A 26,486-nucleotide genomic window follows, 5' to 3' on the forward strand; every position below is an offset into this window, starting at 1 on the left:
ATGGAGAAAATCAATTGGAAGAAAAAGATGGAAGAGCAGTTAAGGCGTAGTGGATTCACCTTGGAAGTCGAAAATATGTCCAATATCCGCTTAACTGAGATTCATGCGAGTTCTTCTCCCCTAATCTCCTATCCCCTACGCATTCGTCTATATGAACGGATGGGATGGCTCATGTGTACGGTTGACTCGCCAACGCTTGACCGGAATGTAGATCACCCACTTTTCGAGCGGATGGTAACTGCCGTTTTCGAACGGATTGTCCGACATTTATATAACGGGTATGGGTTTCATGTATTGACATTCATCGGTGATACAGGAAATTACATCGCGCCGAAAGATTCAGAGACGGGAGAAGTCGTCCGACTCGTCGCTCACCTTTGGAATGACCGCTCGTATATTCATCTCGACACGTTCGAGGAGTATCCGGCCTTATACGTGACCCCGCCATGGGCCCATCAGGCATACGCAATCGAAAGCACAGATGATGAATGGGTCATCTATTCAGGAAGAAGCGGACGACCATCAACCGATTATCGAGCGAATGGTGTCGAATTGAAACCGCATCGTTTGGCGGACGGGGAACTGTTCTTCCCAGTCGACCGGATTTCAAAAGACAAAGGGACACTTGCCCTTGCCGAGTGGCTACGGCTAGAACGGAGAGAAGTCGAGGACTTTATGATGTCGTTCATGCAGACGATTCAAAAGTTTGACCCGTCATTCGGATTCGCGTGGGGCGGGACAGAAACGTTTTTTCATGGGGTACCAGTGGAGCCTTATGCGCAAGTACTCAGACTCGAGAATCGCAAACGCCGCTATCGCGTCATGAATAATACGGAGAAACGGTTGTTCGCCGTATCGGACGACGCGAACGAATGTCTGAAAGAAGTGAGTCAGACATTAAGGACGATCACGCTACCAGAACGACGTGTGTCAGCACTTGGACAACTTGTCATGGGAATTTGGCAGCAGTTCGAGCCTGATGAAGAAACCTATATTCAAGAAGTTGCTTATCGAGATATCTCTAAATTTCAGATGGAAGAGAAAATTGGTCATGCTCTTGCGAATCAACAACCGATTCGCTGGATCGACAAGAATCATCCACATCAACACGTGATTGAATATGCTCATCTACGGATTACGTTTCCGAATCGACCACCAGGTCTTGTTACTGTCGAACCTGCTGACTCTGGTTATGAGAGAGGTGCCTTATGAGAATCGTTGACGCACGGGCCATGCCTATCGACCACGAAGATGTAATAGCGGTCACGTCATCTTCTGTCTACTATCGAGAAAAAGTAGGTCGCACGACTTTTTCTCTTTATCGTTTTGATGAAGAGAACGCTGCGGTTACACAGTTAAATCGTCATCCGTATGAAGACTACGGCTATGCAAAACTCTTCGTGGATAGGGACATCGTGTATTTTTTGAATGAGATACCCGATGGGCAAGGTGTGATCAGGACAGAGTTGATTGCGTTTTCTTATGAGGAGGGGACCGAGGAAGTCCTAACAATGTTTGAAAAACGAGGAAATAGTACGTTGTTTTGGGTACTTGATAACCGTTACTTCCTCTTTTTGACGGCGTTTGAATCGTCTGAATCTGATGAGGCGTGGTTATACGATCGAGTGACGGGTCAACGTGAACGCATTCGGGATGAACGACTCGTCGGCAAAACAGAACGTTTTCGTGAGTTGTACTTGTTCACTACTAATTTTAATGGTGTGCCATATATTGTGTGTAACGCGAGACTTGATGAATTTGACTATTATGACGCGCTCGATAACGGACGAATCTCTCCAGATGATCCGATTGATCACTCCGAGGCACTTCTCATATGCACGCTAGACGAAGCGGTCGAGGCTATCTGGGACCAACAAGATGAATTGCCTTTTGATGATATTCTTCGCTTACATGGAGAAGGGGATACAGTTCAATATCTTGGGGATAACGATGGTATCCTTCGATTTTCCGCATTTGTCGATGCATTGAACGAGGAAGTCATTTATGACTTGACGGCACCAGATGTGTTACACGAAGTGTCAGTCGTCGATTGGGGCGCCTATGAACCGCTCGACTTCACATATGACGACATCGGTTCAACGATTTTTATAAAAGTTGATGAAAGTGATATGCATACAGAGGTCATTGATATCACCACAGGGGCACGCTATATCGATGTGAACCCTTTTGAACGTGTCATCAGTCAACGCTATCTCGTCCATGAGTATACAGATGGACTCACAAGCGGGGTCATCCTCTTTGATTTGGAATTAGAAGAGCGTTTTGCATACGAAAATGCTTACTTTATGGTCATTGATGATACGATTTTAATTTTGTCAATGTCTAACATTTAAATATAAACACCACCTATAAATTAGGTGGTGTTTATATTTGGATATATAGTTAACATAACATATTATTGTAAACCTGATACCGCGTGTTTTTTGCGTTCGTCACCGATATGGGCATAAACTTGGGTCGTTGCTACCGATTCATGTCCGAGAAGTTGTTGAATCGTCAACACGTCAATCCCACTCATTGCAAGTCTTGTCGCGAATGTATGTCGAAGTTTATGTGGTGTCACTTGTTTGTGGGTCAAAAAGGGAAGGTACGGCTTTAACCGATCGATGTGGCCTTTCAGCACATGTTGAACCGTCCGCACAGCAATACGTCTCCCTTTATCATTTTGAAATACCGCTCCATCATTCGATACGTGTCTATACTCAGTAAGGAGGGGATGGAGTGGGCTGGCGATCGGGATGACACGTTCTTTATTCCCTTTTCCGATCACACGGATCGTTTCCGTCTCGAAGTTGATATCGGACCAATTGAGTCCGACGAGCTCGGACACGCGCATCCCCGTCAGTCCGAGCAGTTGGATAATCAAAAAGTCGCGCGTACGATTCGTTTCATAATAACTCGCTTCGCGGTTCGTCATCCCGACGTTGCTTCGTACGAGCGTGGAGAAGTCGAGCCATTCCGACTCTGTCAAATAGACTGGATTCCGTTTGCCTCGTTTCGGACGTTCCACAGCTTGGAATGGGTTCACTGCTGCCTGGTTTGTCTCAATCAAATAATTGAACAGGGATTGTAATGTCGATAGTTTTCTATTAATGACACTCGGTGCGTTCTCGAGGTCGAGGGCTAAATAGGTCGCATACGCTTCTGCCCCAGCATGGTCAATCTCGATGAATGCCGTTAAATCAATTGTTTCAGGGTCTAGTTCAGTCCCGCTTGCATGCTCGACCCACCGAAAGAAGTCCAATACGTCATAAACGTAGCGTTGTGCCGTTTGTTTCGAATAGTGTTTGGCTGCTAGATGGTGAAAAAAATATTGAATAAATGTAGGTAGTCGATGCAGACCATTCAACTCGAATCGTTTCGTAGTCGTAGGTGTCGATTGCTGTCCAAGTTGACGGAAAATACTCATTGAAATCTCCTTTCTTCAGGTTGATCTGACTTGATTTTTACCGTTTTGCTTACCTTCTCGAAGATAATCATCTGCCTCTTTCACTATCTCTCTTCAATCGTATCAAAACCACTGCGAACCGCGAGTCCGAACGTCATCGTGACACGAAGTCGTTCGCCTGCGTAATCGAGATACGTTGTCTCGATTTGTCGTCTTAACCGTTCGATTGTCTCGTAAAAGTCGCCGGACGGGTCGGATAGGAAAATCAGGAACTCTTCTCCCCCCCAACGGACCGTAATCCCGTCGACATTGGATAGGGTCGAGGCAACCTGTTGAATGACACGATCTCCGCAGTCGTGACCATATGTTTCATTGAAGGATTTGAATCGGTCGATATCACCGAGCGCGAGCGCGTATGGTACACCGTCCCGAGCGGTCTGCTCGATTGCTTCGGAGATTCGTTCATGACCGACTTTGCGATTCAATAGCCCGGTCAACCCATCGGTCGAGGCGAGGATTTGCAACCGCTCGTTCGACAGTTCGAGTTCATCCGTCACTGCCACGACAGCGGACTCGAAGATGAAGGAGAGCCCTGCAATCATCATAACGGTCGATAGGATACAAAAGAGTCCAAGCGCTTGTTCTACGTGTATCGGTAGGGTCTCGATGCCGTCAGATACATAGGTGAATAGAAGGCTATAAATCAGCATCGCGAGGGCCGTGGTTAAAATTCGTTGGCCCCTTGAGACGCTCGGCATGAAAAAGACACCGTAAGCCATCATGAGAATAAAGTAATGTATATTGATCTCCCATCCGAGGATGACCGTCGAGATGATGGCGTTATAGATGACCTCGACGAAGAGCCCGGTGAAGAAAATACCATACCACCGTTTATGTACGAAATAAAACGAGATTGTATAATAGGCGACGCTCAATCCGTTTGAAATGAAAAGTGAGTTTACTTCTAGTCGCCAAAATAAAATACAAAATAGGAAGTGGACCAACCAAGCGAGCACATTTCCGTAAAAAGCGATGCGCTCATTATACAGTGTTCCACGACTAACTTCATAAGCCGTCCTCATCTTACACCTCCTACTGTTCAGTATATCGAAAGAAGAATCATATTTGTATAAAAGTCATGAAAACACTATATAAATATTGCCTATAATCAGTATCTAATTTTGCGTGAAATAGATATTTCACGCAATGTTATTGATTTGTACTTTCGTTTGCTTATCGGTAAGTTAATCATTAAATCATTTTTATCGCAAAATAAAAGGTATACAATAATTTGTTATGTAAACCATATTGATTTGTCTTGAGATTGAAATGATGAACCATTATACCTTATGATGAAAATAAGACTTGAAACCGTTAGGAAGGTAACGTTACACTGTAAACGTAAACTAAAGGGGGATTTTGGATGGATGATCAGCGTTTGAAACAACTTTTGTCTGAAGCGAAAACCATCGCGGTCGTCGGCGTGTCCGACAACCCAAACAAGACGGCCAACCAGATTGCGGAGTATTTACTCCGTGTCGGCTATACCGTTATCCCTGTCAACCCGATGCTCGAAAAATGGAACGGCCGCAAGGTGTATCCTTCCGTTGAGAGCATCCCGGGTAGAATTGATATCGTCGACGTGTTCCGTCGCAACGAATTTTTAGCAGGTGTCGCGGAAGATGCGGTACGACATGGAGATGTCGGGCTCGTCTTCAATCAGCTCGGGCTCTCAAGTGCTGAGGCAGAGCAGATCGTACGCGATGCTGGACTCGATTATATCGAGAATCGTTGCCTGTACGTGGAGCATGCTCGTCTACTCGGATAAGACCTACCTCCTTGGTAGGTCTCCTTTTTTTCAGCAACAGCTGTCGAGGGAGGCTTGCCAGAATCGATGAACAGCTATACAATAGGAAAGAAAAACGAACGTGTGTTCGAAATTGAGGTGACTGCTATGTCAACAGATCTATTTAATTACAATGAAGACGCCATCCAGGTGCTCGAAGGACTCACGGCCGTACGGAAACGACCGGGGATGTACATCGGGTCAACCGACCATCGCGGGCTTCACCATCTCGTCTATGAGATTGTCGACAACGCGATCGATGAGGCGCTCGCTGGTTTTGGCGGTCAAATCGATGTGACGATCCACAAGGATGATGCGATCACGGTTCGTGACCACGGACGAGGTATGCCGACAGGGATGCACGCTTCAGGAAAGCCGACACCCGAAGTCATCTTCACGGTTCTACATGCCGGCGGTAAGTTCGGTCAAGGTGGTTATAAGACGTCAGGCGGACTCCATGGAGTCGGTGCCTCGGTCGTCAACGCTCTCTCGAGCAAGGTCATCGTGACGATTTATCGAGACGGCAAAGTGTTTGAGCAGACATTCGCTGACGGCGGTGTGCCTCAAACGACTCTGATTGAAACAGGAAAGACACGCCAGACCGGGACGAGCGTCTATTTCAAACCGGATGTAACCATCTTCTCGACAACGACTTACAATTATGACACACTCGCCGAACGTCTACGTGAATCGGCTTTCCTTTTAAAAGGGTTGACGATCACGCTCACAGATGAGCGTGCTGATAAGCAAGAAACGTTCCATTACGAGGAAGGGATTGCAGAGTTCATTCAATATTTGAATGACGATAAGGCAACACTCCATCCGATCGTCTACTTCGAAGGGACGGAGAACGAGATTGAAATCGAGCTCGCGTTCCAGTTCACGGACGCCTATTCCGAGAACGTCCTCTCCTTCGTCAACAACGTCCGAACACGGGATGGTGGGACACATGAAATCGGTGCCAAGACGGCAATGACCCGAATCATGAACGAGTATGCGCGGAAGAACGGATTACTCAAAGAGAAGGACAAGAATCTAGACGGCGGTGATGTCCGCGAAGGGCTCACGCTCATCGTATCGGTCCGAATCCCTGAGGAGTTCCTCCAGTTCGAGGGACAGACAAAGTCGAAACTCGGTTCACCAGAAGCCCGCGCGAGCGCGGACAGCGTCATGGCGAAGCAGTTGACGATTTTCTTAGAAGAGAACCCGCAGATGGCGACGATGCTCATCAAAAAGGCGATTCGTGCGGCCCAGGCACGCGAGGCGGCTCGTAAAGCCCGTGAAGAGGCCCGTAACGGCAAGAAAAAGAAACGTTCGAGCATTTTGAATGGAAAATTGACACCGGCGACCTCGAAAAATGCAGCAAAGAATGAGCTCTTCCTCGTCGAGGGGGATTCGGCCGGTGGTTCAGCTAAACAAGGGCGCGATCGTACGTTCCAAGCCATCCTCCCGCTACGCGGGAAGGTCATCAATTCGGAGAAATCGAAACTCCAGGACATCATGAAGAATGAAGAAATCAATACAATCATTCATGCGATCGGCGCCGGAGTCGGACACGATTTCGAGTTGGACGACTGTAATTTTGATAAGGTCATCATCATGACGGATGCCGATACGGACGGTGCACACATCCAAGTGCTCCTCCTTACATTCTTCTTCCGTTATATGCGCCCGCTCGTCGAGGCGGGTCGCGTGTTCGTCGCCTTGCCACCGCTCTATCGCATCTCAAAAGGGAAAGGCAAGTCCGAACAGTTCGATTATGCCTGGGACGAAGAAGCGCTCGAGAAGCTCGTCAAGGTGTATAAGAAAGGCTACATCCTCCAACGCTATAAAGGTCTCGGTGAGATGAACGCGGACCAGCTTTGGGAGACGACGATGAACCCGGACACGCGTACGCTCATCCGGGTCACAGTCGACGATGCTACCGTCGCGGACAAGCGTGTCTCGGTCTTGATGGGTGACAACGTCACGCACCGGCGTGAGTGGATCGAAGAGAACGTCGCCTTCGGACTCCAGGAAGATGATTCGATCATCGCCAATGAACATGTGACTAAAGCGATTGAGGAAGTGATGTAACGATGTCGACGATTCAACACATTTTAAACTTATCTCTCGAACAGGTCGTTGGTGACCGGTTCGGGCGTTATTCGAAATATATCATTCAAGACCGTGCCTTGCCGGACGCGCGAGACGGGCTCAAGCCTGTACAGCGCCGGATTCTATATGCGATGCACCATGAAGGGAATACGAACGACAAACCGTACCGGAAGTCTGCGAAGACGGTCGGGAACGTCATCGGGAACTATCACCCGCACGGTGACTCGTCCGTCTATGAGGCGATGGTACGTCTCTCTCAGGACTGGAAACTCCGTTATCCACTCATCGACATGCATGGGAACAACGGGTCGATGGATGGTGACCCGGCAGCGGCCATGCGTTATACGGAAGCGCGTCTCTCTAAGATTGCGGGGGTCATGCTGACGTCGATCGCGAAGAATACGGTCGACTATACGCCGAACTTTGACGACTCGACGGAAGAGCCGCTCGTCTTGCCGTCACTCCTCCCGAACTTGCTCATGAACGGGACGACAGGAATTTCAGCCGGTTATGCGACGGAAATCCCGCCCCATAACTTGACGGAAGTCCTCAACCTTGCCATCGCGCGCTTGAAAGGACAGGTCGATAACGCTAAAGACGCGCTCGAGTACGTCGCAGGTCCTGATTTCCCGACCGGAGGGACGGTTATGGGGAAAGACGGCATCCTAAAGGCGTTCGAGACCGGTAAAGGTAAGGTCATCATCCGGGCAAAGTCCGAGATTGAGAAATTAAAAGGTGGCCGTGAGCAGATCACAATCACAGAACTCCCGTATGAAGTGAACAAGGCGAACCTCGTCAAAAAGATGGAAGAGCTTCGTCTCGATAAAAAGGTCGAAGGCGTCGCGGAAGTCCGTGACGAGACGGATCGGACAGGCCTTCGGGTCGTCATCGAATTGAAGAAAGAAGCGGACGCGGAAGGTGTCCTTCACTTCTTCTTGAAGCATACGGACCTGCAGCTCGCTTATAACTACAACATGGTCTCCATCGTGCACCGGACCCCGAAACAGATGGGCATCATCCCAATCATCGATGCCTATTTGAAGCACGTCGAAGAAGTCGTGACACGCCGGACGACGTTCGAGCTTGAACAGGCGAAGAAACGCGCCGAAATCGTCGACGCCTTGGAACAAGCCATCTCCGTCCTCGATGAGACGCTTGAATTGATCCGTTCCGCCAAAGACAAAGCGGACGCGAAGAAGAAACTGATGGAGCGGTTCTCATTCACAGAACGGCAAGCAGAAGCCGTCGTCATGCTCCAATTGTATCGACTCACGAATACGGACATCGTCGAGTTGCAAAAAGAAGCGAAGGTGCTCCAAAAAGAGATTGCTCGCCTCTCGAACATCCTTGAGGTGGACGCGACGAAACGGAAACTGATCGTGAAAGAACTTACGGCGTTACGTGATGAGTTCGGGGATGGCCGTCGTTCAATCATCGAGTCAGAAGTCGAGGAATTGAAACTGAAGACGGAAGTCATGATCGCTGTCGAAGAGACGATGGTCTTCGTCAGCCGCGATGGGTATGTCAAGCGTGCCTCGATGCGCTCGTACGGGGCGTCGAGTGACGTCTTGCCAGAGATGAAAGAGAAGGATCGTCCTCTTCTGACGACACAGGCGATGACAACGGACCATTTGCTCGTATGGACAAACAAAGGAAGCTATCTCCTCATTCCGATCCACCAGATCCCAGAATCAAAGTGGAAGGATGCTGGGCAACATGTCGCCAACCTCGTTCCAATCGAAGGGGAGCAGGTCATCTCGGCAGACGTCGTCTCGACGTTCGAAACAGATGCCCATTGCCTCTTCGTGACGAAAGACGGGATGGTCAAGCGTACGCCGTTACGTGACTATGACGCGCAGCGGAAATCGAAACCGCTCATGGCCTTGAAACTGAAAAGTGACGATGAGGTCGTCTTCGCCGGAATTAGCGACGGTCCTGGACAGTTGTTCCTCGTCTCAGAGCGTGGATATGGACTCTGGTTCAAAGAAGATGATGTTCCAGTCGTCGGACAGCGGGCGGCGGGCGTAAAAGCCATGAATTTGAAAGACGGTGACGTCGTCTCCGATGCCTTCTCATTCTTCACACCACCGCTGTTCGTCCTCGTGACGCAACGGGGAGCGGTCAAGAAGATGAAACTCGAAGACCAGTTCGACTGTACGAACCGCAACCTTCGCGGAACGATGCTCATTCGTGAGGTCAAATCGAAACCGCATCAAATCCGTCGTGCGCTCCCGGTACATGGGGATGAGACGCTTCATATCGTCGGTAAAGAAAAAGTGAAAGAAGTGAGCACCAAAACCCTTACGCTACTCGATCGCTATGCCAATGGGTCATTCGTCTTTGACGAAGATTCGTTCGGCGAGATTGAAGATGTGTATCTCGATTAATCAAATTAGGTCTGTGGGTCGGCGACTATGCCACTCACAGACTTTTTTTGTGAATTCATTGCGCCTGACTGTTTCAAGGGAATGTAAAAACCAAAAAGGAAGAATGCCTCGATTTGCCGAAAGAACATATAAGACAAAAGATAGGGGGATCTATATGTCTCAATGGCTGACGTGGGCAAAACGGATTCAGGCGCTGTCTCAGGCCGGTCTTACGTTCACACATGATCAATTTGACCGAGAACGGTATGAAGAGTTGCAGGAAATCGCAAGAGAAATGTTCGAACGTCATTCCGACTTATCGAATGATGCCATCTTACAACTGACGCATGTGAACGGTTATCCGACACCGAAGCTTGATGTACGTGGTGTGGTCTTTAAAGATGATCGACTATTGCTCGTCAAGGAGCGGTCAGACGGATTATGGACCTTACCAGGTGGATTCTGTGAAGTAAATCGTTCTCCTGCGACGAATATCATTAAAGAAGTGGAAGAAGAGGCTGGTTTGGATGTGATTCCTGTGCGTCTACTCGCGTTGTTCGATATGCACGAACATCCCCATCCGCCACTTTCCGAGCATTACTATAAACTCTTTATCGAGTGTGCGCTGATCGGTGACGGAGAGGGGGTTGCTGGCATTGAGACGAGCGACGTCGGTTTCTTTGAGCGTGACCATTTACCGGAACTCTCTCTTGCCCGAAATACGATTGAACAGATTCATATGTGCTTCGATGCGCATTGGCAAGAAGAAGACTGGACCACTTTATTTGATTAGGAGGTTTTTTCGATGAAAGTAAGACGATACGGACATATCCATCAACTAACTTTTTACGCTCCCGTTCTGCCGATCAACGTTCAACTGTTTGAACATGACCTCGGTCTCGTCTTGATTGATACGGCGCTGAAGCGGAACGCGACCGATATCCTGTCATATATCGCTGAGCTCGACAAGCCGCTCCTGGCGGTATTGTTGACGCATGCCCACGAAGACCATGTCGGCGGGGTAGACATCATCAAAGCGGAACATCCGCTCGCCGAGCTCTTCATCTCCCGCCGTGATGCCCGTCTTTTGTCAGGAGACCGATCCCTTGATGAGGGAGAACAGAGGAAAATTCGGGGGTCGTTACCGACGCTCCGCTCCACACCGGACACGTTACTCGAACCTGGTGAACGGCTATTCGGTCTACGTGTCCTTGATGCAGCGGGCCATACGCCAGGGTCTGTCGCCTATTATGACGAGACAAATCGGGTGCTATTCGCTGGAGATGCGTTTCAATCGCAAGGAGGGGCGGCGGTGGCGGGGGATGTTCGTCCATTGTTCCCACTTCCCGGACTTGCGACGTGGAACCGGACCGTTGCTGTCGAGAGCGCAGAACGGTTAGTGGATTTGGCACCACTCCTCACATTCGTCGGACACGGTGCACCATTAAAAGGAACGCACCGCCTCTATTTGGCGCTGAAGCGGGCAGAACGGAAGCGGGCAAGAAAATTTATCTGATGACGGGAGGGGTAAGGCATGCAGCTACAAGAAATCCCGATCAAACAATTTGATCAAGCCCAGCAGATGCTTGAGATACAACGAAATGCCTATGCTGTGGAAGCGGAATTGCTAGGGTTTGATGAGATACCGGCTCGATATGAGACAATCGACGTGATACAAAACTTACCAGGTACGAGCTACGGATTGTACATCGAGGAGCGGTTGATTGGATTCGTGACTTACGAGGCATCAGAAAAAACCGTAGAAATCACAAAACTGTGCATTGATCCGACATATTTTCGATCGAGGCTGGCCACGACGTTACTTGATCATGTACTAAGCGTTCATGAAGGTCGACTTGTTTATGTGCATACCGGTAAACATAATGGACCGGCAAAACGTCTTTACACGAAGCTCGGATTCGAACCGAGTGCTGAATTTGAACCAGAACCGAGTGTCACATTGATCCGATTTACGCATACGTCTTAACAATCAATCTCATCTCACTATCATAAGTATACTAAGATAATGAGATGAGTTCTTATTTTTACTGATAATATATGTTATGTAAACTAATAAAAAGTAGAGCAATAAATTGCTCTGCATTGAAGTTCCCTATTCCTTAAAAACCTTGTACCAGTACAAAGTCAACTCGATCTGCAGACCCTCGTATTGTTTGATCGTGTCGACTCCTTCAAGTTGGAATCCCTCTTTTTCATAAAAGCGACACGTAATGAGGTTATCGTACTGCGCCTCAAGCGACTATCCGATTTTAGCTCAATGTTCGGTCGAGACGAGCAACACTCGTCCTACACCGCGCTTACGATGTGTTTAACGGGCCGCGATTTATTCAGTGTATGCGAATCGAGACCAATCTATTACGAGTCGAATTTTTCCGATGTAGTTATCTCCGCCCATCGCTAAAAAAATGATGCGACTGTCATGTTCGATATATTGTTTCCAGTCTAATCGATCGTAAAGAAATGTAACTTCCTTATCTGATTCTTCGACATGTGTATATCGTCTAACTTTTATGTTAGTTTATCACCTGTTTCATAAATAGTTTTTCTCTGTATTAATGAAATGAATTTGGCATTCAATAGAATGATAGCGCTTCATGAATATACGTTTCAAAAAAATTATGAAACTGTATAAACTAATCTTCACAGTTGCTAGACCGCTGAAGTCATGCTATTTTTAGACAGATGAAACATCTTAAGGAGGAACTCTTGTGAAACGAACGACAAAAGGTTTGGCAGCAACTTTATTTTTAGCAATCCCGCTTGCCGCTTGTGGTGATGATAGCACGAATCAAGCAGACATGACACCGTGGGAAGAGATTCAGGAAGAAGGGACATTGACAGTCGGGACTGCCGGCACCCTCTACCCCGCTTCTTTCCGTGAAGAAGAGAGCGATATGTTGACAGGGTTTGACGTTGAACTCATGAAAGAGATTGGGAATCGTCTCGACCTCGAGATCGAGTTCAAAGAAATGGCGTTTGACAATATGTTGACGGGCGTTCAAAACGGACAAATCGACATCGCAGCAAACGATATCTCCGTCACCGAAGACCGTAAAGAAAAATTTGCTTTCTCAAAACCGTATAAGTATACGTACGGGACTGCCATCGTTCGTAAGAGCGACCTATCTGGAATCGAATCACTCGAAGACTTGAAAGGCAAAAGAGCTGCTGGCGAAGCGACGACTGTCTTCATGGACGTAGCACGTGAATATGGAGCAGAAGAAGTGATTTATGACAACGCGACGAACGACCAGTATTTGCGTGACGTCTCGACAGGACGTACCGATGTCATCTTGAACGATTACTATCTTCAGACGCTTGCTCTTGCTTTCTTCCCTGAGTTTGATATTACAATTCACCCGGATATCGCCTACAACCCACAAGAAGTCGCATTCTTGATGGATAATGAAAACGACGAGCTCCAAGAGAACATCGACCGTGTCATGGATGAGATGCTTGAAGACGGTACGGTCAAAGAATTGTCTGAGCAATTCTATAACGGTGCGGATGTCTCGGTTGAGCCCGACGTAGACGCAACAATCGTCGAAACGAAGTAAGGTCGACATGTCGTTCTCAGATATCAAGTGGGACGCTATCTTTGACGTAGACCTAGCCATAGAATCGTTCCCTTATTTATTGGGTGGGCTCCCGAATACGATTTGGATCTCATTCGTCAGTATGTTTTTCGGTCTCGTGCTCGGTCTCGTTTTGGCATTAGGAAAGTTGTCTCCGACGCGTCTCCTTCGCTATCCATCAACATTTTATATCTCGTTCATGCGTGGCGTGCCCATCTTGATTATCTTGTTCATCCTTTATTCGGGTTTCCCGTTCATCGGGATCGAGTTCGCCGCTTTGACGGCAGCGATTCTCGGGTTCAGTTTGAACTCTGCCGCCTATATCGCTGAGATCATCCGCTCTTCGATTCGCGCGGTCGATTCAGGACAAGTTGAGGCGGCACGTTCGCTCGGGATGGGAAGATGGTTGACATTGAAAGGTGTCGTCTTGCCGCAGGCGACACGGATCGCCCTCCCCCCGCTTTCGAACGTCTTTCTCGATTTAATCAAAGCGAGTTCACTCGCCGCAATGATCACAGTACCTGAGATTTTTAACAAGGCCAAGATTGTCGGTGGACGAGAGTTCGACTACATGACGGTCTATATCGTCGTGGCATTGATTTACTGGGCGATCTGTACGTTCATGTCATTTTTTCAGGAATGGCTCGAACGTCATTTTGAACGATACTTAGATTCTCCGAAACGTTGACTGACTGGCTCTGCCGGTCGGTCTTTTTTAGTGAAATGGATTTTTGATACATCTCATGAAGTGATTATGCTATGATTTTCTTAATTATCAGAAAAATAATAGGGGGATTTTGAATGAACCATCCATGGGTTTCACATTTGAATAATCAAATCATAGGTCAAGCGAAAGCCATCAAGCTCGCTTCGATTGCGTTACTATCGGGAGGCCACGTCTTACTTGAAGATCGTCCCGGTACGGGGAAGACGACACTCGCCCGTAGCTTGGCAAGCTCCATCTCGGCTACGTTTCAACGTGTACAGTGTACTCCGGACACATTACCAAGCGATATTTTAGGGATGGAATTGTTCAATCCGACGACAGGAACGTTTGAACGTCGGACGGGACCGATCTTCACTTCGATTTTACTCGTCGATGAGATCAACCGGACGACACCACGTACACAATCCGCGTTGCTCGAGGCCATGCAGGAACGTCAAGTGACACTCGGGGAAGTGTCACTCAAGTTACCTGATCCTTTCTTCATGATCGCCACACAAAACCCGTTTGACGGTCAAGGAACGTTCCCGCTTCCGCAAGCTCAATTGGACCGTTTCTTATTCAAGTTGACACTCGCCCCGCTTTCGAGAGATTCCGAGCGGCGCTTGATTCGCAATGAGCACCTCGCTACCGAATCCTTCTCACTGCAACCGGACGAACTGTTGAACATGCAGCAAGAAGTACGAGATGTCCGATTCCACGAGGCGATGGAAGATTACTTGCTTGATTTGATGGAGTCACTTCGTCACCATCGCGACGTCGAGGTCGGGCCAAGTCCACGAGCGACGCTTGCGTACACAATGGCAGCCCGTGCGCATGCCTATATGGAAGGTCGAGACTATGTCTCTCCGGAAGATATTCGGGCACTCGCGCTTCCGATTTTAGGGCACCGGATCGTCTTGACGGTCGAAGCGTCGCTAAAGACGAATCCGTCAAAGTTGATCAAATCTGTACTCGAGACCATCCCGGTCCCTTCAGAGGTGTAACATGCAGTTAGTCAGCCCACGCTATCTCGAGTCCGGCTATATGTGGCTCTTGTTCGTCGTCGGGGTCTTCACGGCACTTTATGGGAGCGTCTTGATTGCGAGTCTATTGATCGGCTTCAGTCTATATGCACTGATCATGCCTTCCTTCATGTTTCGTTTGGCCGAACAGATTCATGTCGACCTCACAGAAGAACTGAAATTATTTCCGAACGACGAGGCCGTCTATGTATTGAAACTCGTATCGACGGCAAAAGTACCGCTTGGCGTCGTCCGCCTATCCGGCTATTTACATCCGACCGTGGAATCGGAAGGACATGCGTTCTGGCGACAGGAAAATTTTGTCGAGACAAATGCGACCGTCGACTTCACGATTCCGCTCTATGCGAAGAAGCGGGGCCCGGTTCGTCTCGAAGCGATCGGTTTGGAAATCCGGGACCCGTTGCGCATGTTTTCTCTCTACAAAGAGGACTCACTCCCACGCATCGGCTATGTCTTCCCTGAGTTTTCGCCTTATCCGATTCCAAAACGCCCGCCTACTCTCCCTGGTGAGGAGATGGTTCGTCATAGTGCCTATCGCGACCCGGAGACGTTCCAGTCGGTCACCCCATATCACGGACAACCGATGCGACAGCTGTATTGGTCCGCCTATGCAAAGACGGGCGAACTGCTCGCCCGTACTGAACAACCGGTACAAACGAATGAATATGTCATCGTCCTCGACTTGTTGACGAAGGATGGGCGGGCCCTCACCTATCAGATGGAACGCCTCATCTCACAAGCGGCCGCATTATGTCGTGATTTTGAGAAAGAAAACGCGAGTTACGGGCTGATTGTCCCGACCCTCACGAAAGATGGGATCACGTATGACCTACAACCAGGAAGTGGCGAGGTGCATTTCCGGAAGATCATGACGACGTTCGCCTGTCTGTCTGAGAGTGACTTTCCACTTGCTCGCTCCTTGTTTGAGCGAAAAGTAGCTAAATATAGCGGGAATCAATCGATTTTACGGTTAGGGGGTGACGGTCAATGAGATGGCTATGGTGGGTCTTTTCAGCATTTTATATTGGACATGTGTTTCCACTACTCTTTTTATTGACGCTTCGTCTCCCTCGGAACATACAACTCATCGTCCAGACAGTCATGAGTATCGGTGCCCTTTACTTCTCGTATGAGATGAGTGTCCTGCTATTGGTCTTCACATACGTCCATGCATTCATTCGGACGTTAGATTGGACCGACCGCTATGCGATGGCAAGTGTACTATTCTTGGTGGCGGACTGGTTATTCCCTCCGGCATCGCAACCGCTTGCAATGGTGCTCTTTCCATTCATCTTTTTGATTTGGCAACGGAACTTGTATTATCGGCGTGACTATAAACGAATGGTGACGATGCTTGTCCTCGGTTTAGGCATCGGTTTAGCCGTTTCCCTCGTCATTCGTACAATCAAAGAGCTGTTGTTCGGAAATGTCGTCGCCTGGATCAGTCCGTTCTTTCTGTGGATTGGGGGGTGGTTTGACGGAATCGTACTCGATCCGAATGACCGCGTGAACCGGTTCCTCGTCCCAGATAACCCGAACCTAGATGCGGAGACGGTGGCGCAGGAGACATTGCTCAAGTCGGCATCGGGTAACTCGTTGTTCTATATCGGGGCCTTCGTTGTCATCTTATTGATTGGGGTAGGCTTGTTCTTCTATTTACAGAAACGAAAAGACATCCAGGAAGATGGAATGATTCCGAGGAGTATTTACCATCCGACGCTTTCGGATAAGCGGATCGTCCGCTCCCCTCGTCAGATTCACCTTCTTGAAACGGGACGAAAGTTGGAACAGCAGCATCCGCGTCTTCGTGAAGAGACAGTATCCGACTGGTTACAACGAATCGAGTTCACGAACCATACACTCTACGCTGAATGGCTAGAAGCTGCTGAGTATGGTGACAAAGAAGCCCCACAAGACATCAATGATTCATTCGAACATCTTGTCGCACAATTGAAAAGGCGTTAAAAAAACATCCGGACATGAGGAAATCCTCTGCCGGATGTTTTTGCACTAAAGAATCGGACTGAGGAGACGGGACACACTCTCCTTAAAGCGAATCAAGCGAGTCCTTGACTCATATCGTTCAATCGTCAAGCGCTCGGCATTCGATTCGTCTCGTTCGAACGCATCGATGACGGATTGTGCGACATCCCGATCAAAGACGAGCGCTGAGATTTCAAAATTGAGACGGAAGCTTCTAGCATCGATATTCGTCGTCCCAATTGAGGCGACTTCTCCATCGATGACGAGCGTCTTCGCATGGAGGAACCCTTCCTCGTACGTAAAGACCTCTGCCCCATAACGCACAAGCTCTGCCGCGTTCGCATAAGTCGCCCAATAGACAAACATATGGTCGGGCTTGTTCGGAATCATCAGTTTGATTTTGGTACCTGTCATGAGCGCGATGCGACAGGCATCGAGGAAACTCGCATCTGGAATGAAGTAAGGCGTCTGGATATAAATACATTCTTTCGATTGCGTGATCATTTTGACGAGCATATTCTTTAAATGCTCCGTCGACGAGTTCGGACCCGATGTCACGATTTGAACGGGGGACGCGTGATGAGTGATCCCTTCCGACGGCCAAATGAAGTCGTCTTTTTGTGCCTTCGTTCGCGTCGGGACAGAGCGATTCCAATCCAAGATAAAGCGTTCTAACAACTCTTTGACAGCATCACCGGAGATCCGTAAATGGACGTCCCGCCAATAACCGAAATGTTCATCCTTGCCGAGATATTCATCCCCGACATTGAATCCCCCGATATAGCCGAGTTCACCGTCGATGGTACAAAGCTTTCGGTGATTTCGATTATTGACGCGGAAATTGATGCCGAGTTTTGACGGGAAGAAGGATTTGACTTCCCCACCGTGAGAGAGTAAGTCCTTGAAGTGCTTGTGTCTAAGTCCCCTCGATCCGACAGCATCATAAAGGAGTCGGATGCGTACCCCTTGTTTCGCCTTCTCCGTTAACAGGCGGATTAATGCCTGCCCGAGTGGATCGTTTTGGATGATGTAATATTGAATATTGACTTCTTTCGTCGCTCGTTCGATGTCTTGAAACAGCTGATCAAATTTTTCAGTTCCGTCGTGCAGGACGCTGATATCGTTGTGAAAAGACATCAACGCATTCGTTGACACGAGATTCAGACGAGCGAGCCGCCGATATTTCAAAAGGAGCGGGTGATCGAACGGTGCGAGAGAACGGTCGAGTTGATCGAGTTGTTCTTCGACATGGTGATGATACGCTTCGCGTTTTTCTTCTTCCACTTCATAAAAATTATGAGATTTGATCAGTCGGCCAAAGAAGATATAAACGAAGAAGCCGATCAGTGGTAAGAAGAAGAGGACGAGTAGCCACGCCCATGTCGTCCCGATGTCTCGTCTCTCGAAAAAGATGATGGTGATGGCGAACGTGAGATTAAGTAGTAAGATGAGCCATGTCAATATGACGATGATGAGTCCGATAGTCACTTCCATCGTATCCCTCCCTTTCTTTCAATTCTTACCCGAAATCGGGCAATGTTAGCAAATGTTTTTCGTGATTTGGGTATACATTTAATGAAGAAGTGAAGAAACGGGGGGAGCATATGGAAGACATGATGATTGGATTCAGCCTACTTGTCCTCATCGGGGCACTTTCGCAGTTACTTGCTTGGCGTTTTGACTTCCCAGCCATCTTGATTATGACGGTTGCCGGGATTTTGGTCGGACCGATTTTCGGTTGGTTAGAACCAGGTCAGATATTAGGGGACCTATATAGCCCGCTCATCTCGATCGCGGTGGCGCTCATCCTATTTGAAGGAAGCCTCAGTCTTGAATTCAGAGAGATTGATGATTTGCGAAAATCGATTTTTCGTCTCGTCACGGTCGGTGTGTTCGTTTCCTTTATTTTGACGTCGGTGTTACTGATTATGGTCGGCGATTTTCATTGGTTGCCGGCGTTCACGCTCGGTGCGATCTTCGTCGTGACCGGACCAACCGTCATCATCCCGTTACTACGGCAAGCCAACTTATCCGCACGTCCGGCCAAAGTCTTGAAATGGGAAGGCATCATTGTCGACCCGCTCGGCGCCTTGATGGGATTATTCGTCGTCCGAGTCGGTTTCATCTTCTATCAAAATGACGGGCTCGCGAGCCACTTGCCATTCTTTTGGTCCTGTATCGTCGCCGTTGCCTTCGGGATCACTGTCGGACATCTATTGATTCGTTTGTTCGGGAATGAGAAAGTCCCTGAATATTTAAGAACAACCCTCACGTTCTCCGGGGTCCTTCTCGTATATTCAATCAGCGAATGGGTCATGAGCGAAGTCGGGCTATTGGCTGTGACGGCCATGGGATTGACGATGGCAAATTCTAAGCATGGACATATGCATATCCTGAAACAGCTTCGTGAGTTCAAAGAGAACATTTCCATCTTACTCGTGTCGACCGTCTTCATCATTTTGACGGCGAGTTTGACACGTGATAGCTTACTCGCCATTCTCGACTGGCCGCTTCTCTTGTCGATTGTTGGGATCTTATTCTTGATCCGACCGATCTCGGTACAGACGTCGCTCCTCGGTTCCCCGTTATCGATGCAAGAGCGGGCGCTCATCAGTTGGATTGCCCCTCGTGGAATCGTCGCCATGACGGTGACCGGCTTTTTTGCCCAAGAAATCGCCGAACTGGGAATTGAAGACGCGGAGCGGATGTTACCGATCACACTCGGTTTAGTCGTGACGTCTGTCGCCTTGCATGGATTGACGATTAAGCCACTCGCGAAGCGACTCGGACTGACGAAAGTGAAGAATCCTTGGGAGAAGGGTTAAACAAAAAAAGACACCGCCCGATGGCAGTGTCCTTGATTATCTTGAATTAGTTCAAGACTTTGATTGTAATTGACTTGCGACCGAAGTTGAGCGCTTGCTCTTGTGTCGGCATCAAGATATCGATCTTATTCCCTTTGATGGCACCACCAGTATCTCCTGCGATGGCTGTACCGTATCCTTCAACCCATACTTTAGAGCCGAGCGGAATGACAGAAGGGTCGACCGCGATGACTTTTTGGTTCGGGTTCGAACGAACGTCGATACCTGTCGCTGTGATACCAGAACATCCAGCACAGTATGGTGTATAAGCTGTTGCTTCAACAGTCATCGTCTTACCTGAAGCCGGAGCTTGGGTTTGCGTTGTAGACGATGCTGTTTTAGTGACAGGCTTAGATGTTGAAGTCTTTGGTGCTGATGTCTTCGCATCGTTTGCTACTGACGCAGCTGCTGCACCTTTCACGGCAAACTGTTGCCCTGGGAAAATAAGATCTGAATTAAGACCATTCCAAGTCATCAATTGATTGACAGAGATCCCGTTGTTTAATGCGATACGATAAAGTGTATCTCCTGATTTAACTGTATACGTTTTTGATGCAGTAGCAGCTTTTGCTTCTGCCTTTCCAAGTTTCAAGACTTGGTTCGGATAAATCATATTTGAGTTTAAGCCGTTCGCTTGTTTGATGTCATTTACAGAGACGTTGTTGTTCACGGCGATACGATAGAGTGTATCTCCAGACTGAACTGTGTGTGTTGATGCTGCCGAAGCTGGAGCAGCGACTCCTAAACTAAGGCCAGCGAGTGCCGTTAGTGTCAATAGTGGTTTTTTCATAAGAATATTCCTCCCTTTTCTAACGCCCCCTTACTGTAACACCTATATGTTTCACTGCGATTACAGGACGATATGAGAGTGTTATCAGTTCATTTACAGAACAATTCGCGAGGATGAGAGGTTTCAGAAAATTGTTTTAATCTATTAGAACGGCTTTGTAAAGCCATTTTAAGATATAATGAAGAGAGAAATAAGGAGGTTTTGGTCTTTGGAACTATTACTGCTGTATTACATTGTGACTAATTTACTAGCCTTTGTGTCATTTTATGTCGATAAACGACGGTCTCGCGTCGGGGCTTGGCGTATTTCGGAGCGTACGTTATTGACGATGACTTGGGTTGGTGGAGCTTTTGGAGCGTATTTGGCGATGCGGATCTTTCGCCACAAGACGCTGAAGCCTAAATTCCGGATTGGGGTACCTGTCGCCATCCTCGTTCATGCCGCATTTACAGGATGGCTAATCTTTTAGGCGTTATATAGAAGAAACTTGATTGCGCCTATTACTGATCGACGATTTGAAATGTCGGATTCGTCCCACTTTATTTTCGTTTTAAAGTGTTTCTCCGTGAACAATCGAAATGAAATGTCGGGAAATGATCATAGTGAGGAGGAAGACGTTTTTGAAGAGTATCGAAATGATTCGTCATGGGCCAATGACATTAAAGGTAACCGATTGCTTCACCGTTCTGCTATGCGAGTCTGGAACGTCTTTGATTCGGGTGAACGGAGTGAGCCTCAACCTTGATTCGAGAGAAGCCGTCCTCTTGGCACGAGGACAAAGTATCATGGTGGAACAAATCGAGGAAGCGTCGCGGATGAGGCTACTCGAGTTTGATCCCGCTGCTTTGTTCCATCCCGATCTGGCGAGGCGATATGTAACACCACATCTCACTTCGGAAAAATCCATACATATTTTAAAACAGGAACAGGGACATCAATCTGTCATTCAGACGATTGAACGCGCCGTCCAACATTCTCAAGCGGACGGACCGCTCGCATTAATGGATGCGACACTGCAGTGTACGGTCATCTGGCGTTATTGGATTCAGCAAGAGGGTCAAGCGATGAAGCATGAGAAGAAACGCGAGAGCCTTCGTCAGATGCTCGCTTATATCGACGCTCACATAGAAGACAGGCCGACGTTAGCTCAAATCGCTCATGCGGGCAATGTGAGTCGAAGTGAATGCTCTCGCTTGTTTGGATCCTTTGGAGACACATCTCCCATTGCGTATGTGCAGATGAAGCGAATGGAACGAGCTGCCACGCTGTTAGAAGATTTGAACGAAAGCATCGCGGACATCGCCAATCGTCTCGGATACGCAAGCGTCAGTCACTTCGTTCAAATGTTTAAAGTACATCACACCGTGACGCCGCTCACTTACCGAAAACAGTACAAAACGAAAAGAGCCGAATGATTTCGGCTCTTTTCGTTTATCTTGCCGTCCAACCGCCATCTGCTTTCAGCACATCTCCATTTACAAAACTTGAATCGTCCGATGCTAAAAAGAGCGCGACGTTCGCAATCTGCTCCGGCTCTCCCATCGGCGCTTCCCCCGCCCCTTGAATGGCTCGCATCCCGAGTTCACTCGGTGCCGTGATCGTCGACCCGATGTTCGTATTGACGCCACCCGGTGCGATGGCGTTTGCTCGAATCTTGCCAAGCGTGCCATACGTCGCCGCGATGTTTTTCGTTAACCCGATTAACGCATGTTTGGATGCCACATACGCCGCACCACCTCTTGTACCGAACAAGCCTCCGACCGATGCGTTATTGATGATGACGCCACCATGGTCCTGCTTCTCCATCACTTGAATGGCGGCACGTGAAAGTTTCATCGGCCCGGTCAAATTGACGGCAAGGATCCGTTCCCATAATTCATCTGTCACTTCACCCACGGTCATGAAGTTGTCCATGATCCCCGCATTATTGACGAGAATGTCGACCGACCCGTACGTTTCTTTCGCTTTATCGACGAGGTTGTCGATATCCGATTGATTCGCTACGTTACCAGCGATGCCGACGACATCCCCGCCTCCTATCTTGATTTCTTCGACCACTGCCTGAACAGCATCTTCATTCAAGTCGAAGGCGACGACCCGCGCGCCTTCCTTCGCGAACAGTTTGGCGATGGCTCACCCCATACCAGAACCAGCACCTGTGACGATTGCTGTTTTCCCCGAAAGCTTCATTCATCATTCCTCCTTTGAAGGTCAGAACGTACATGATGCGTGATGACAGAGATTTGCCTGTCACTATGTTATACCCGCATTTGTCAGCGACCCCATTCAGAAACATAGAAAATTTTCTTCAATTGATTTCCAACTATCTTTATACTTGAATGGAAACCACTTCATTGTATAGAGGAGAGATGACGTGAGACAATTTCAAGTCACGATTCATGGCCAAGGTGATCCCGTATTATTCCTTCCCGGTGGGGGCTTCACTGGATCGCAAGGATTACAGTTCGTTGAAGCCCTACATAAAAAATCTGAAGTCCATCTCTTAGATTTACCGGGATTTGGTGAAAGTGAGGGGCTACATACATACGCCACATCCAAAGTACTAGCGGACTGGGTCGAGTCGTATCGAATCTCTCGAAAACTTGATGCTGTTCGATTAATCGGTCATTCGATGGGGGGCGCGATTGCTCTCGCCTACGCGGTCCATTATCCCGACCGAGTCAGGCGCTTAATACTACTCGACCAAGGTCATAAACCGAATGCTGTGCTCCCATATCGTGAATACGGCATCTTCGGCTTCACCTTCCCGCTTTTGCGACTACTGTATCACTGCTCTCCACAACATCTTTTAAACTGGTTTGAAGCTCGCATGAACAAGAGTGACTCCACGTTTTCTGAAGAGCGGTTCCAAGTGTTCTGTCGACGGATCGGGGTTGAACCGACCGCAAACGTTCGAACAGCTTTCGAGCGTCCGGCACGTCTGTCGTCCGGTGGATTACATTTGTTGTTCGGATATGACGGACTTGATTTCACCGACTTGCTACAACGGCTCCAAGTCCCGACGCAACTTTACTATGCAGACTTCACAGGTATTGGTTTGAAAGAGGCGAAACGGACGCTTTATCATGTCAAACGAGCGGAACGACAACTCCATCCCTCTGTACAATTGATTGCCGTACCAGGCGGACACTTTGTTCAGTGGTGCCGTCATTTCTCGATGGGAAACGTCGAGCGATTCCTACATTCGTAAAAAGGACAGCGGAGCAGAATCCGCTGTCTTTTCGTCATGATGTCCAATTGTGGTGGATGAGCCATTCGTGAAGTTGATGCTGTAGCTCAGGATGGAGCGGTTCCCTGAGTTGTGAACGATATTGTTTTTTCACGTCCAAAATACTCATCTCACCGTCGAAATGTTTCAACATATGGTCCATATCCTTAATCTTCTGTACCTCGATATGTTCCGCGTGAAGTGCGTCGAGCTCGTCTAGATGCTGGACGTCCGTTTGAACGTCCCGGTCCCCTGTCAGTGCGAGCGTCGGAATGTTCAACTGAACCAATCGTTCCCGAAACGACTCGTTTGTGTAAGCAAGATGCTCCCGTAACCATTTGGCAGGAAATTTCATCAGCTGGATCCGCATCGTATCTTGATTCGTTGCTGTGACGCGCTCGAACAGTTTTTCTTGTTTCCCGATGACCGACTTCTCGTTCAAGCTAAGTCGAAGCAGCTTGCCCTTGATTCCTTTCGTACGTTTCACTTCTTCGAGCAAAGCATATGCCTGTTCCTGCATGCTCGTCTTCAAGGCGACACCGGCACCGGACAACAGGATGAGACCGGAAACGGATTCACGTTCGGCCGCGAGCGTTGCGACGATGCATCCTTCACTATGACCGAGCAATAAAATGTCTTGTGAGACATGGTCATGAGATTTCAGATAACGTACGATAGCCGTCACGTCATCAACGAGTCCTGTCAGACCGACGCTACTTCGATTGCCGCCACTCTTGCCAACCCCACGTTTGTCATAGCGTAACGTGACGAATCCTTGTGTCGACAGCCATTCTGCTAAGTCTTTATACACATTCGACTTGAATCCGATCCCGTTTCCGTCCCGGTTCAATCCTCCCGTACCGCCGATGAGGACGATGGCTGGAAAGTTCGACTGATTCTGATTGGGTGACGTGAGGGTAGCAGCAATCATTGTTTCTCCTTGAATCAATACCTCTTCTTGTTTATACATCTTCCGCTTCCTCCTTTTCTCCGACCGGCATGACGGCATAGGAGAATTTTCGTAACGTCCGTTCTTCTGACGGTTCATGTTCGAGCATACTTTCTAATAGATCATAGAGACCTTTTAAGAATCGATCACTTTCAGAATCGGACAGATAAAGCGGGATACTTCGGAATCCAACTTTGTCTTTCTGAAGGTCAATCGAGTCGCGCTTCAGATAGTTCCCAAAATCCATGAGCAGTGACATCGTGAATGTATAACAGACCATGTACAGTTGTTCGCGGTCCTCTTTCTCCACAATCTTGTTGATGCTGGTCAACGGGTTGTTTTGAATCGCGTACACCTTCTCATACACCCCGCGTACTTTGTTCTCGCTGACGACGGATAAGATTTCATCTTGTACCATCTTGTTGATATGGCGATAGAGGCTCGCCTGCGGTACATCAGGAAGTACTTTTGCCAAATCAGCGGTCGTCACTCCTTCATTCATCAGAACATGTTGAAAGATTTTCATGCGAATCGGGTTCAACAGGCTTTTTAAAACGTCTTGGTCCATCATCTTCACCTCATTATTATCACATTTAATAATATTATTACTTATGATAATATCATGAGCCTGAATAGATGTCTATCTGTATCCAAAAAGTCATCAAGTTTGTGGTTACACTATCGTGAGGTGATGCATCTTCAAAAACACCATTAAAAAATCCTTCTCATTTTCCATAGAAAACAAAAAGGATGTGATTTATTACTTCTTTTCAACGACACCTCGAACAATCGCGAAGAATAGACGGTTCGGAAGATAGCGCTTGAGCGCAATCAATAACCCTGCCTGTTTACCCGATGGATAACGGAGTCGTTTCTTCCGTTCGGTCGCAGCGCGCCAAATCGTCTCGGCGACGACATCAGGTCCTTCGGCGTTCGCACCAGCGACGTTCGTGTTATGAAGTGCGACCTCCGTATAGTCATCATATACATCGAGCGGTTGGTCGCGAACGAGTTCTTGGGAACGACCGTAAAAGTCTGTCTTGATTGGTCCCGGTTCAATCAATTTCATGTTGATATTGAATGGTGCCAATTCGAACTGAAGCGATTCGATGAATCCTTCAATCGCCCATTTTGAACTGTGATACAAGCTGTAAATTGGGAATGTGATCTGTCCACCGACGGAGGAGACGGTCACAATCCGTCCGCTCCGCTGTTTGCGTAAGTATGGAAGTGCTGCCCGAATCACGTTCATGACCCCGAAGACGTTCGTATCAAATTGCCGTTGAATCTGTTCCGGCGAGGCTTCCTCGAAAATCCCGACCGCACCGTACCCGGCATTGTTCAACAACACATCGATCGTTCCGTGATCCGAGACGATTTGTTCAAATGCCTCTCGAATACTCGTCTCGTTCGTCACATCTAGCTGATAGAGCGACACCCCTTTCAGATTAGACAACTCTTGATGATTCTCAGGTTGTCGCATCGTCGCAGCGACAGTCCAGCCTCGTTTGCTGAACAGTTCGACCGTTGCCCGGCCGATTCCGCTCGATGCTCCTGTGATGACAATGGTTTGTTTCTGATTCATGTTCATTCCCTTTTAATGTTTAT

25 protein-coding genes are annotated in these 26,486 nt (G+C 48.2%); 17 read left to right on the plus strand and 8 right to left on the minus strand.

Annotation, left to right across the window (positions count from 1 at the left end):
* Entirely contained in the window at window positions 1-1,212 is a 1,212-nt protein-coding gene (locus tag P400_RS0109425) for a hypothetical protein (RefSeq protein ID WP_026825956.1), read from the plus strand.
* The gene (locus P400_RS0109430; protein WP_026825957.1) at window positions 1,209-2,354 is read left to right on the plus strand and encodes a hypothetical protein; all 1,146 of its coding nucleotides are present in this window, start codon (window positions 1,209-1,211) and stop codon (window positions 2,352-2,354) included. The genes P400_RS0109425 and P400_RS0109430 overlap by 4 nt, the downstream gene beginning before the upstream one ends.
* A gap of 62 nt (window positions 2,355-2,416) precedes the next feature.
* On the opposite strand, the gene P400_RS0109435 is transcribed toward P400_RS0109430, so the two are convergent.
* Entirely contained in the window at window positions 2,417-3,430 is a 1,014-nt protein-coding gene (locus P400_RS0109435) for a tyrosine-type recombinase/integrase (protein WP_026825958.1), read from the minus strand.
* A gap of 83 nt (window positions 3,431-3,513) precedes the next feature.
* Complete coding sequence (locus P400_RS15115; RefSeq protein ID WP_235181846.1) at window positions 3,514-4,491, minus strand: GGDEF domain-containing protein; 978 nt, start codon at window positions 4,489-4,491, stop codon at window positions 3,514-3,516.
* A gap of 341 nt (window positions 4,492-4,832) precedes the next feature.
* Between P400_RS15115 and P400_RS0109445 the strand changes: the two genes are divergently transcribed.
* The 11 genes from P400_RS0109445 to P400_RS0109495 all read left to right on the plus strand — a co-directional run bounded on the left by P400_RS0109445 (window position 4,833) and on the right by P400_RS0109495 (window position 17,028).
* Complete coding sequence (locus P400_RS0109445) at window positions 4,833-5,237, plus strand: CoA-binding protein (protein ID WP_026825959.1); 405 nt, start codon at window positions 4,833-4,835, stop codon at window positions 5,235-5,237.
* Between the two features lie 126 nt (window positions 5,238-5,363).
* Complete coding sequence (gene parE, locus P400_RS0109450; protein WP_026825960.1) at window positions 5,364-7,331, plus strand: DNA topoisomerase IV subunit B; 1,968 nt, start codon at window positions 5,364-5,366, stop codon at window positions 7,329-7,331.
* A gap of 2 nt (window positions 7,332-7,333) precedes the next feature.
* Window positions 7,334-9,739, plus strand: coding sequence for a DNA topoisomerase IV subunit A (parC, locus tag P400_RS0109455; protein WP_026825961.1), 2,406 nt, complete (start codon window positions 7,334-7,336; stop codon window positions 9,737-9,739).
* A 154-nt stretch (window positions 9,740-9,893) separates the two neighbouring features.
* Complete coding sequence (locus tag P400_RS0109460) at window positions 9,894-10,511, plus strand: NUDIX hydrolase (RefSeq protein WP_026825962.1); 618 nt, start codon at window positions 9,894-9,896, stop codon at window positions 10,509-10,511.
* A gap of 12 nt (window positions 10,512-10,523) precedes the next feature.
* Window positions 10,524-11,234 (plus strand): MBL fold metallo-hydrolase, encoded by a 711-nt coding sequence (locus tag P400_RS0109465; protein ID WP_026825963.1) that lies wholly within the window; start codon window positions 10,524-10,526, stop codon window positions 11,232-11,234.
* An 18-nt stretch (window positions 11,235-11,252) separates the two neighbouring features.
* Complete coding sequence (locus P400_RS0109470) at window positions 11,253-11,705, plus strand: GNAT family N-acetyltransferase (protein WP_026825964.1); 453 nt, start codon at window positions 11,253-11,255, stop codon at window positions 11,703-11,705.
* Window positions 11,706-12,447: 742 nt separating this feature from the next.
* Window positions 12,448-13,296 carry a transporter substrate-binding domain-containing protein gene (locus P400_RS0109475; RefSeq protein ID WP_026825965.1) on the plus strand — a complete coding sequence of 283 codons (849 nt, stop codon included), beginning with the start codon at window positions 12,448-12,450 and terminating at the stop codon, window positions 13,294-13,296.
* Window positions 13,297-13,303: 7 nt separating this feature from the next.
* Complete coding sequence (locus P400_RS0109480) at window positions 13,304-14,002, plus strand: amino acid ABC transporter permease (RefSeq protein ID WP_026825966.1); 699 nt, start codon at window positions 13,304-13,306, stop codon at window positions 14,000-14,002.
* Window positions 14,003-14,115: 113 nt separating this feature from the next.
* The gene (locus P400_RS0109485; RefSeq protein WP_026825967.1) at window positions 14,116-15,024 is read left to right on the plus strand and encodes an AAA family ATPase; all 909 of its coding nucleotides are present in this window, start codon (window positions 14,116-14,118) and stop codon (window positions 15,022-15,024) included.
* Between the two features lies 1 nt (window position 15,025).
* On the plus strand, window positions 15,026-16,054 hold the full coding sequence (locus P400_RS0109490) for a DUF58 domain-containing protein (RefSeq protein WP_026825968.1): 1,029 nt from the start codon (window positions 15,026-15,028) through the stop codon (window positions 16,052-16,054).
* Window positions 16,051-17,028 (plus strand): hypothetical protein, encoded by a 978-nt coding sequence (locus P400_RS0109495; protein ID WP_026825969.1) that lies wholly within the window; start codon window positions 16,051-16,053, stop codon window positions 17,026-17,028. The genes P400_RS0109490 and P400_RS0109495 overlap by 4 nt, the downstream gene beginning before the upstream one ends.
* Before the next feature lie 45 nt (window positions 17,029-17,073).
* Here the strand turns inward: P400_RS0109495 and cls are convergent, their stop codons facing one another.
* The gene (gene cls / locus P400_RS0109500) at window positions 17,074-18,540 is read right to left on the minus strand and encodes a cardiolipin synthase (RefSeq protein ID WP_026825970.1); all 1,467 of its coding nucleotides are present in this window, start codon (window positions 18,538-18,540) and stop codon (window positions 17,074-17,076) included.
* 110 nt (window positions 18,541-18,650) lie between these two features.
* On the opposite strand from cls, the gene P400_RS15120 reads away from it, so the two are divergent.
* A complete protein-coding gene (locus P400_RS15120; protein WP_034771057.1) occupies window positions 18,651-19,871 on the plus strand; it encodes a cation:proton antiporter in 1,221 nt (406 codons plus the stop codon).
* Window positions 19,872-19,917: 46 nt separating this feature from the next.
* Here P400_RS15120 and P400_RS0109510 read toward each other — a convergent pair whose 3' ends face one another.
* Window positions 19,918-20,700 carry a LysM peptidoglycan-binding and 3D domain-containing protein gene (locus P400_RS0109510; RefSeq protein ID WP_026825971.1) on the minus strand — a complete coding sequence of 261 codons (783 nt, stop codon included), beginning with the start codon at window positions 20,698-20,700 and terminating at the stop codon, window positions 19,918-19,920.
* Between the two features lie 208 nt (window positions 20,701-20,908).
* Between P400_RS0109510 and P400_RS0109515 the strand changes: the two genes are divergently transcribed.
* Window positions 20,909-21,169: a DUF1294 domain-containing protein gene (locus P400_RS0109515; RefSeq protein WP_026825972.1), complete on the plus strand. Its 261-nt coding sequence runs from the start codon at window positions 20,909-20,911 to the stop codon at window positions 21,167-21,169.
* Between the two features lie 151 nt (window positions 21,170-21,320).
* Window positions 21,321-22,115 (plus strand): helix-turn-helix transcriptional regulator, encoded by a 795-nt coding sequence (locus P400_RS0109520; RefSeq protein WP_026825973.1) that lies wholly within the window; start codon window positions 21,321-21,323, stop codon window positions 22,113-22,115.
* Window positions 22,116-22,131: 16 nt separating this feature from the next.
* On the opposite strand, the gene P400_RS15125 is transcribed toward P400_RS0109520, so the two are convergent.
* The gene (locus P400_RS15125; protein WP_235181877.1) at window positions 22,132-22,830 is read right to left on the minus strand and encodes an SDR family oxidoreductase; all 699 of its coding nucleotides are present in this window, start codon (window positions 22,828-22,830) and stop codon (window positions 22,132-22,134) included.
* A 244-nt stretch (window positions 22,831-23,074) separates the two neighbouring features.
* Here P400_RS15125 and P400_RS0109530 point away from each other — a divergent pair, with 244 nt between their 5' ends.
* Window positions 23,075-23,911, plus strand: a complete 837-nt coding sequence (locus P400_RS0109530; RefSeq protein ID WP_026825974.1) for an alpha/beta hydrolase — start codon at window positions 23,075-23,077, stop codon at window positions 23,909-23,911.
* Window positions 23,912-23,945: 34 nt separating this feature from the next.
* Here P400_RS0109530 and P400_RS15130 read toward each other — a convergent pair whose 3' ends face one another.
* The 3 genes from P400_RS15130 to P400_RS0109545 form a co-directional block, all read right to left on the minus strand.
* Complete coding sequence (locus P400_RS15130; protein WP_051545974.1) at window positions 23,946-24,899, minus strand: alpha/beta hydrolase; 954 nt, start codon at window positions 24,897-24,899, stop codon at window positions 23,946-23,948.
* Window positions 24,892-25,446, minus strand: coding sequence for a helix-turn-helix domain-containing protein (locus P400_RS0109540; RefSeq protein ID WP_026825975.1), 555 nt, complete (start codon window positions 25,444-25,446; stop codon window positions 24,892-24,894). The genes P400_RS15130 and P400_RS0109540 overlap by 8 nt, the downstream gene beginning before the upstream one ends.
* A gap of 192 nt (window positions 25,447-25,638) precedes the next feature.
* Window positions 25,639-26,463 (minus strand): SDR family oxidoreductase, encoded by an 825-nt coding sequence (locus P400_RS0109545; protein WP_026825976.1) that lies wholly within the window; start codon window positions 26,461-26,463, stop codon window positions 25,639-25,641.
* Window positions 26,464-26,486: the final 23 nt, after the last annotated feature.

Origin of the sequence: Exiguobacterium marinum DSM 16307, assembly GCF_000620845.1 — a bacterium.
Classification (GTDB): Bacteria; Bacillota; Bacilli; order Exiguobacteriales; family Exiguobacteriaceae; genus Exiguobacterium; species Exiguobacterium marinum.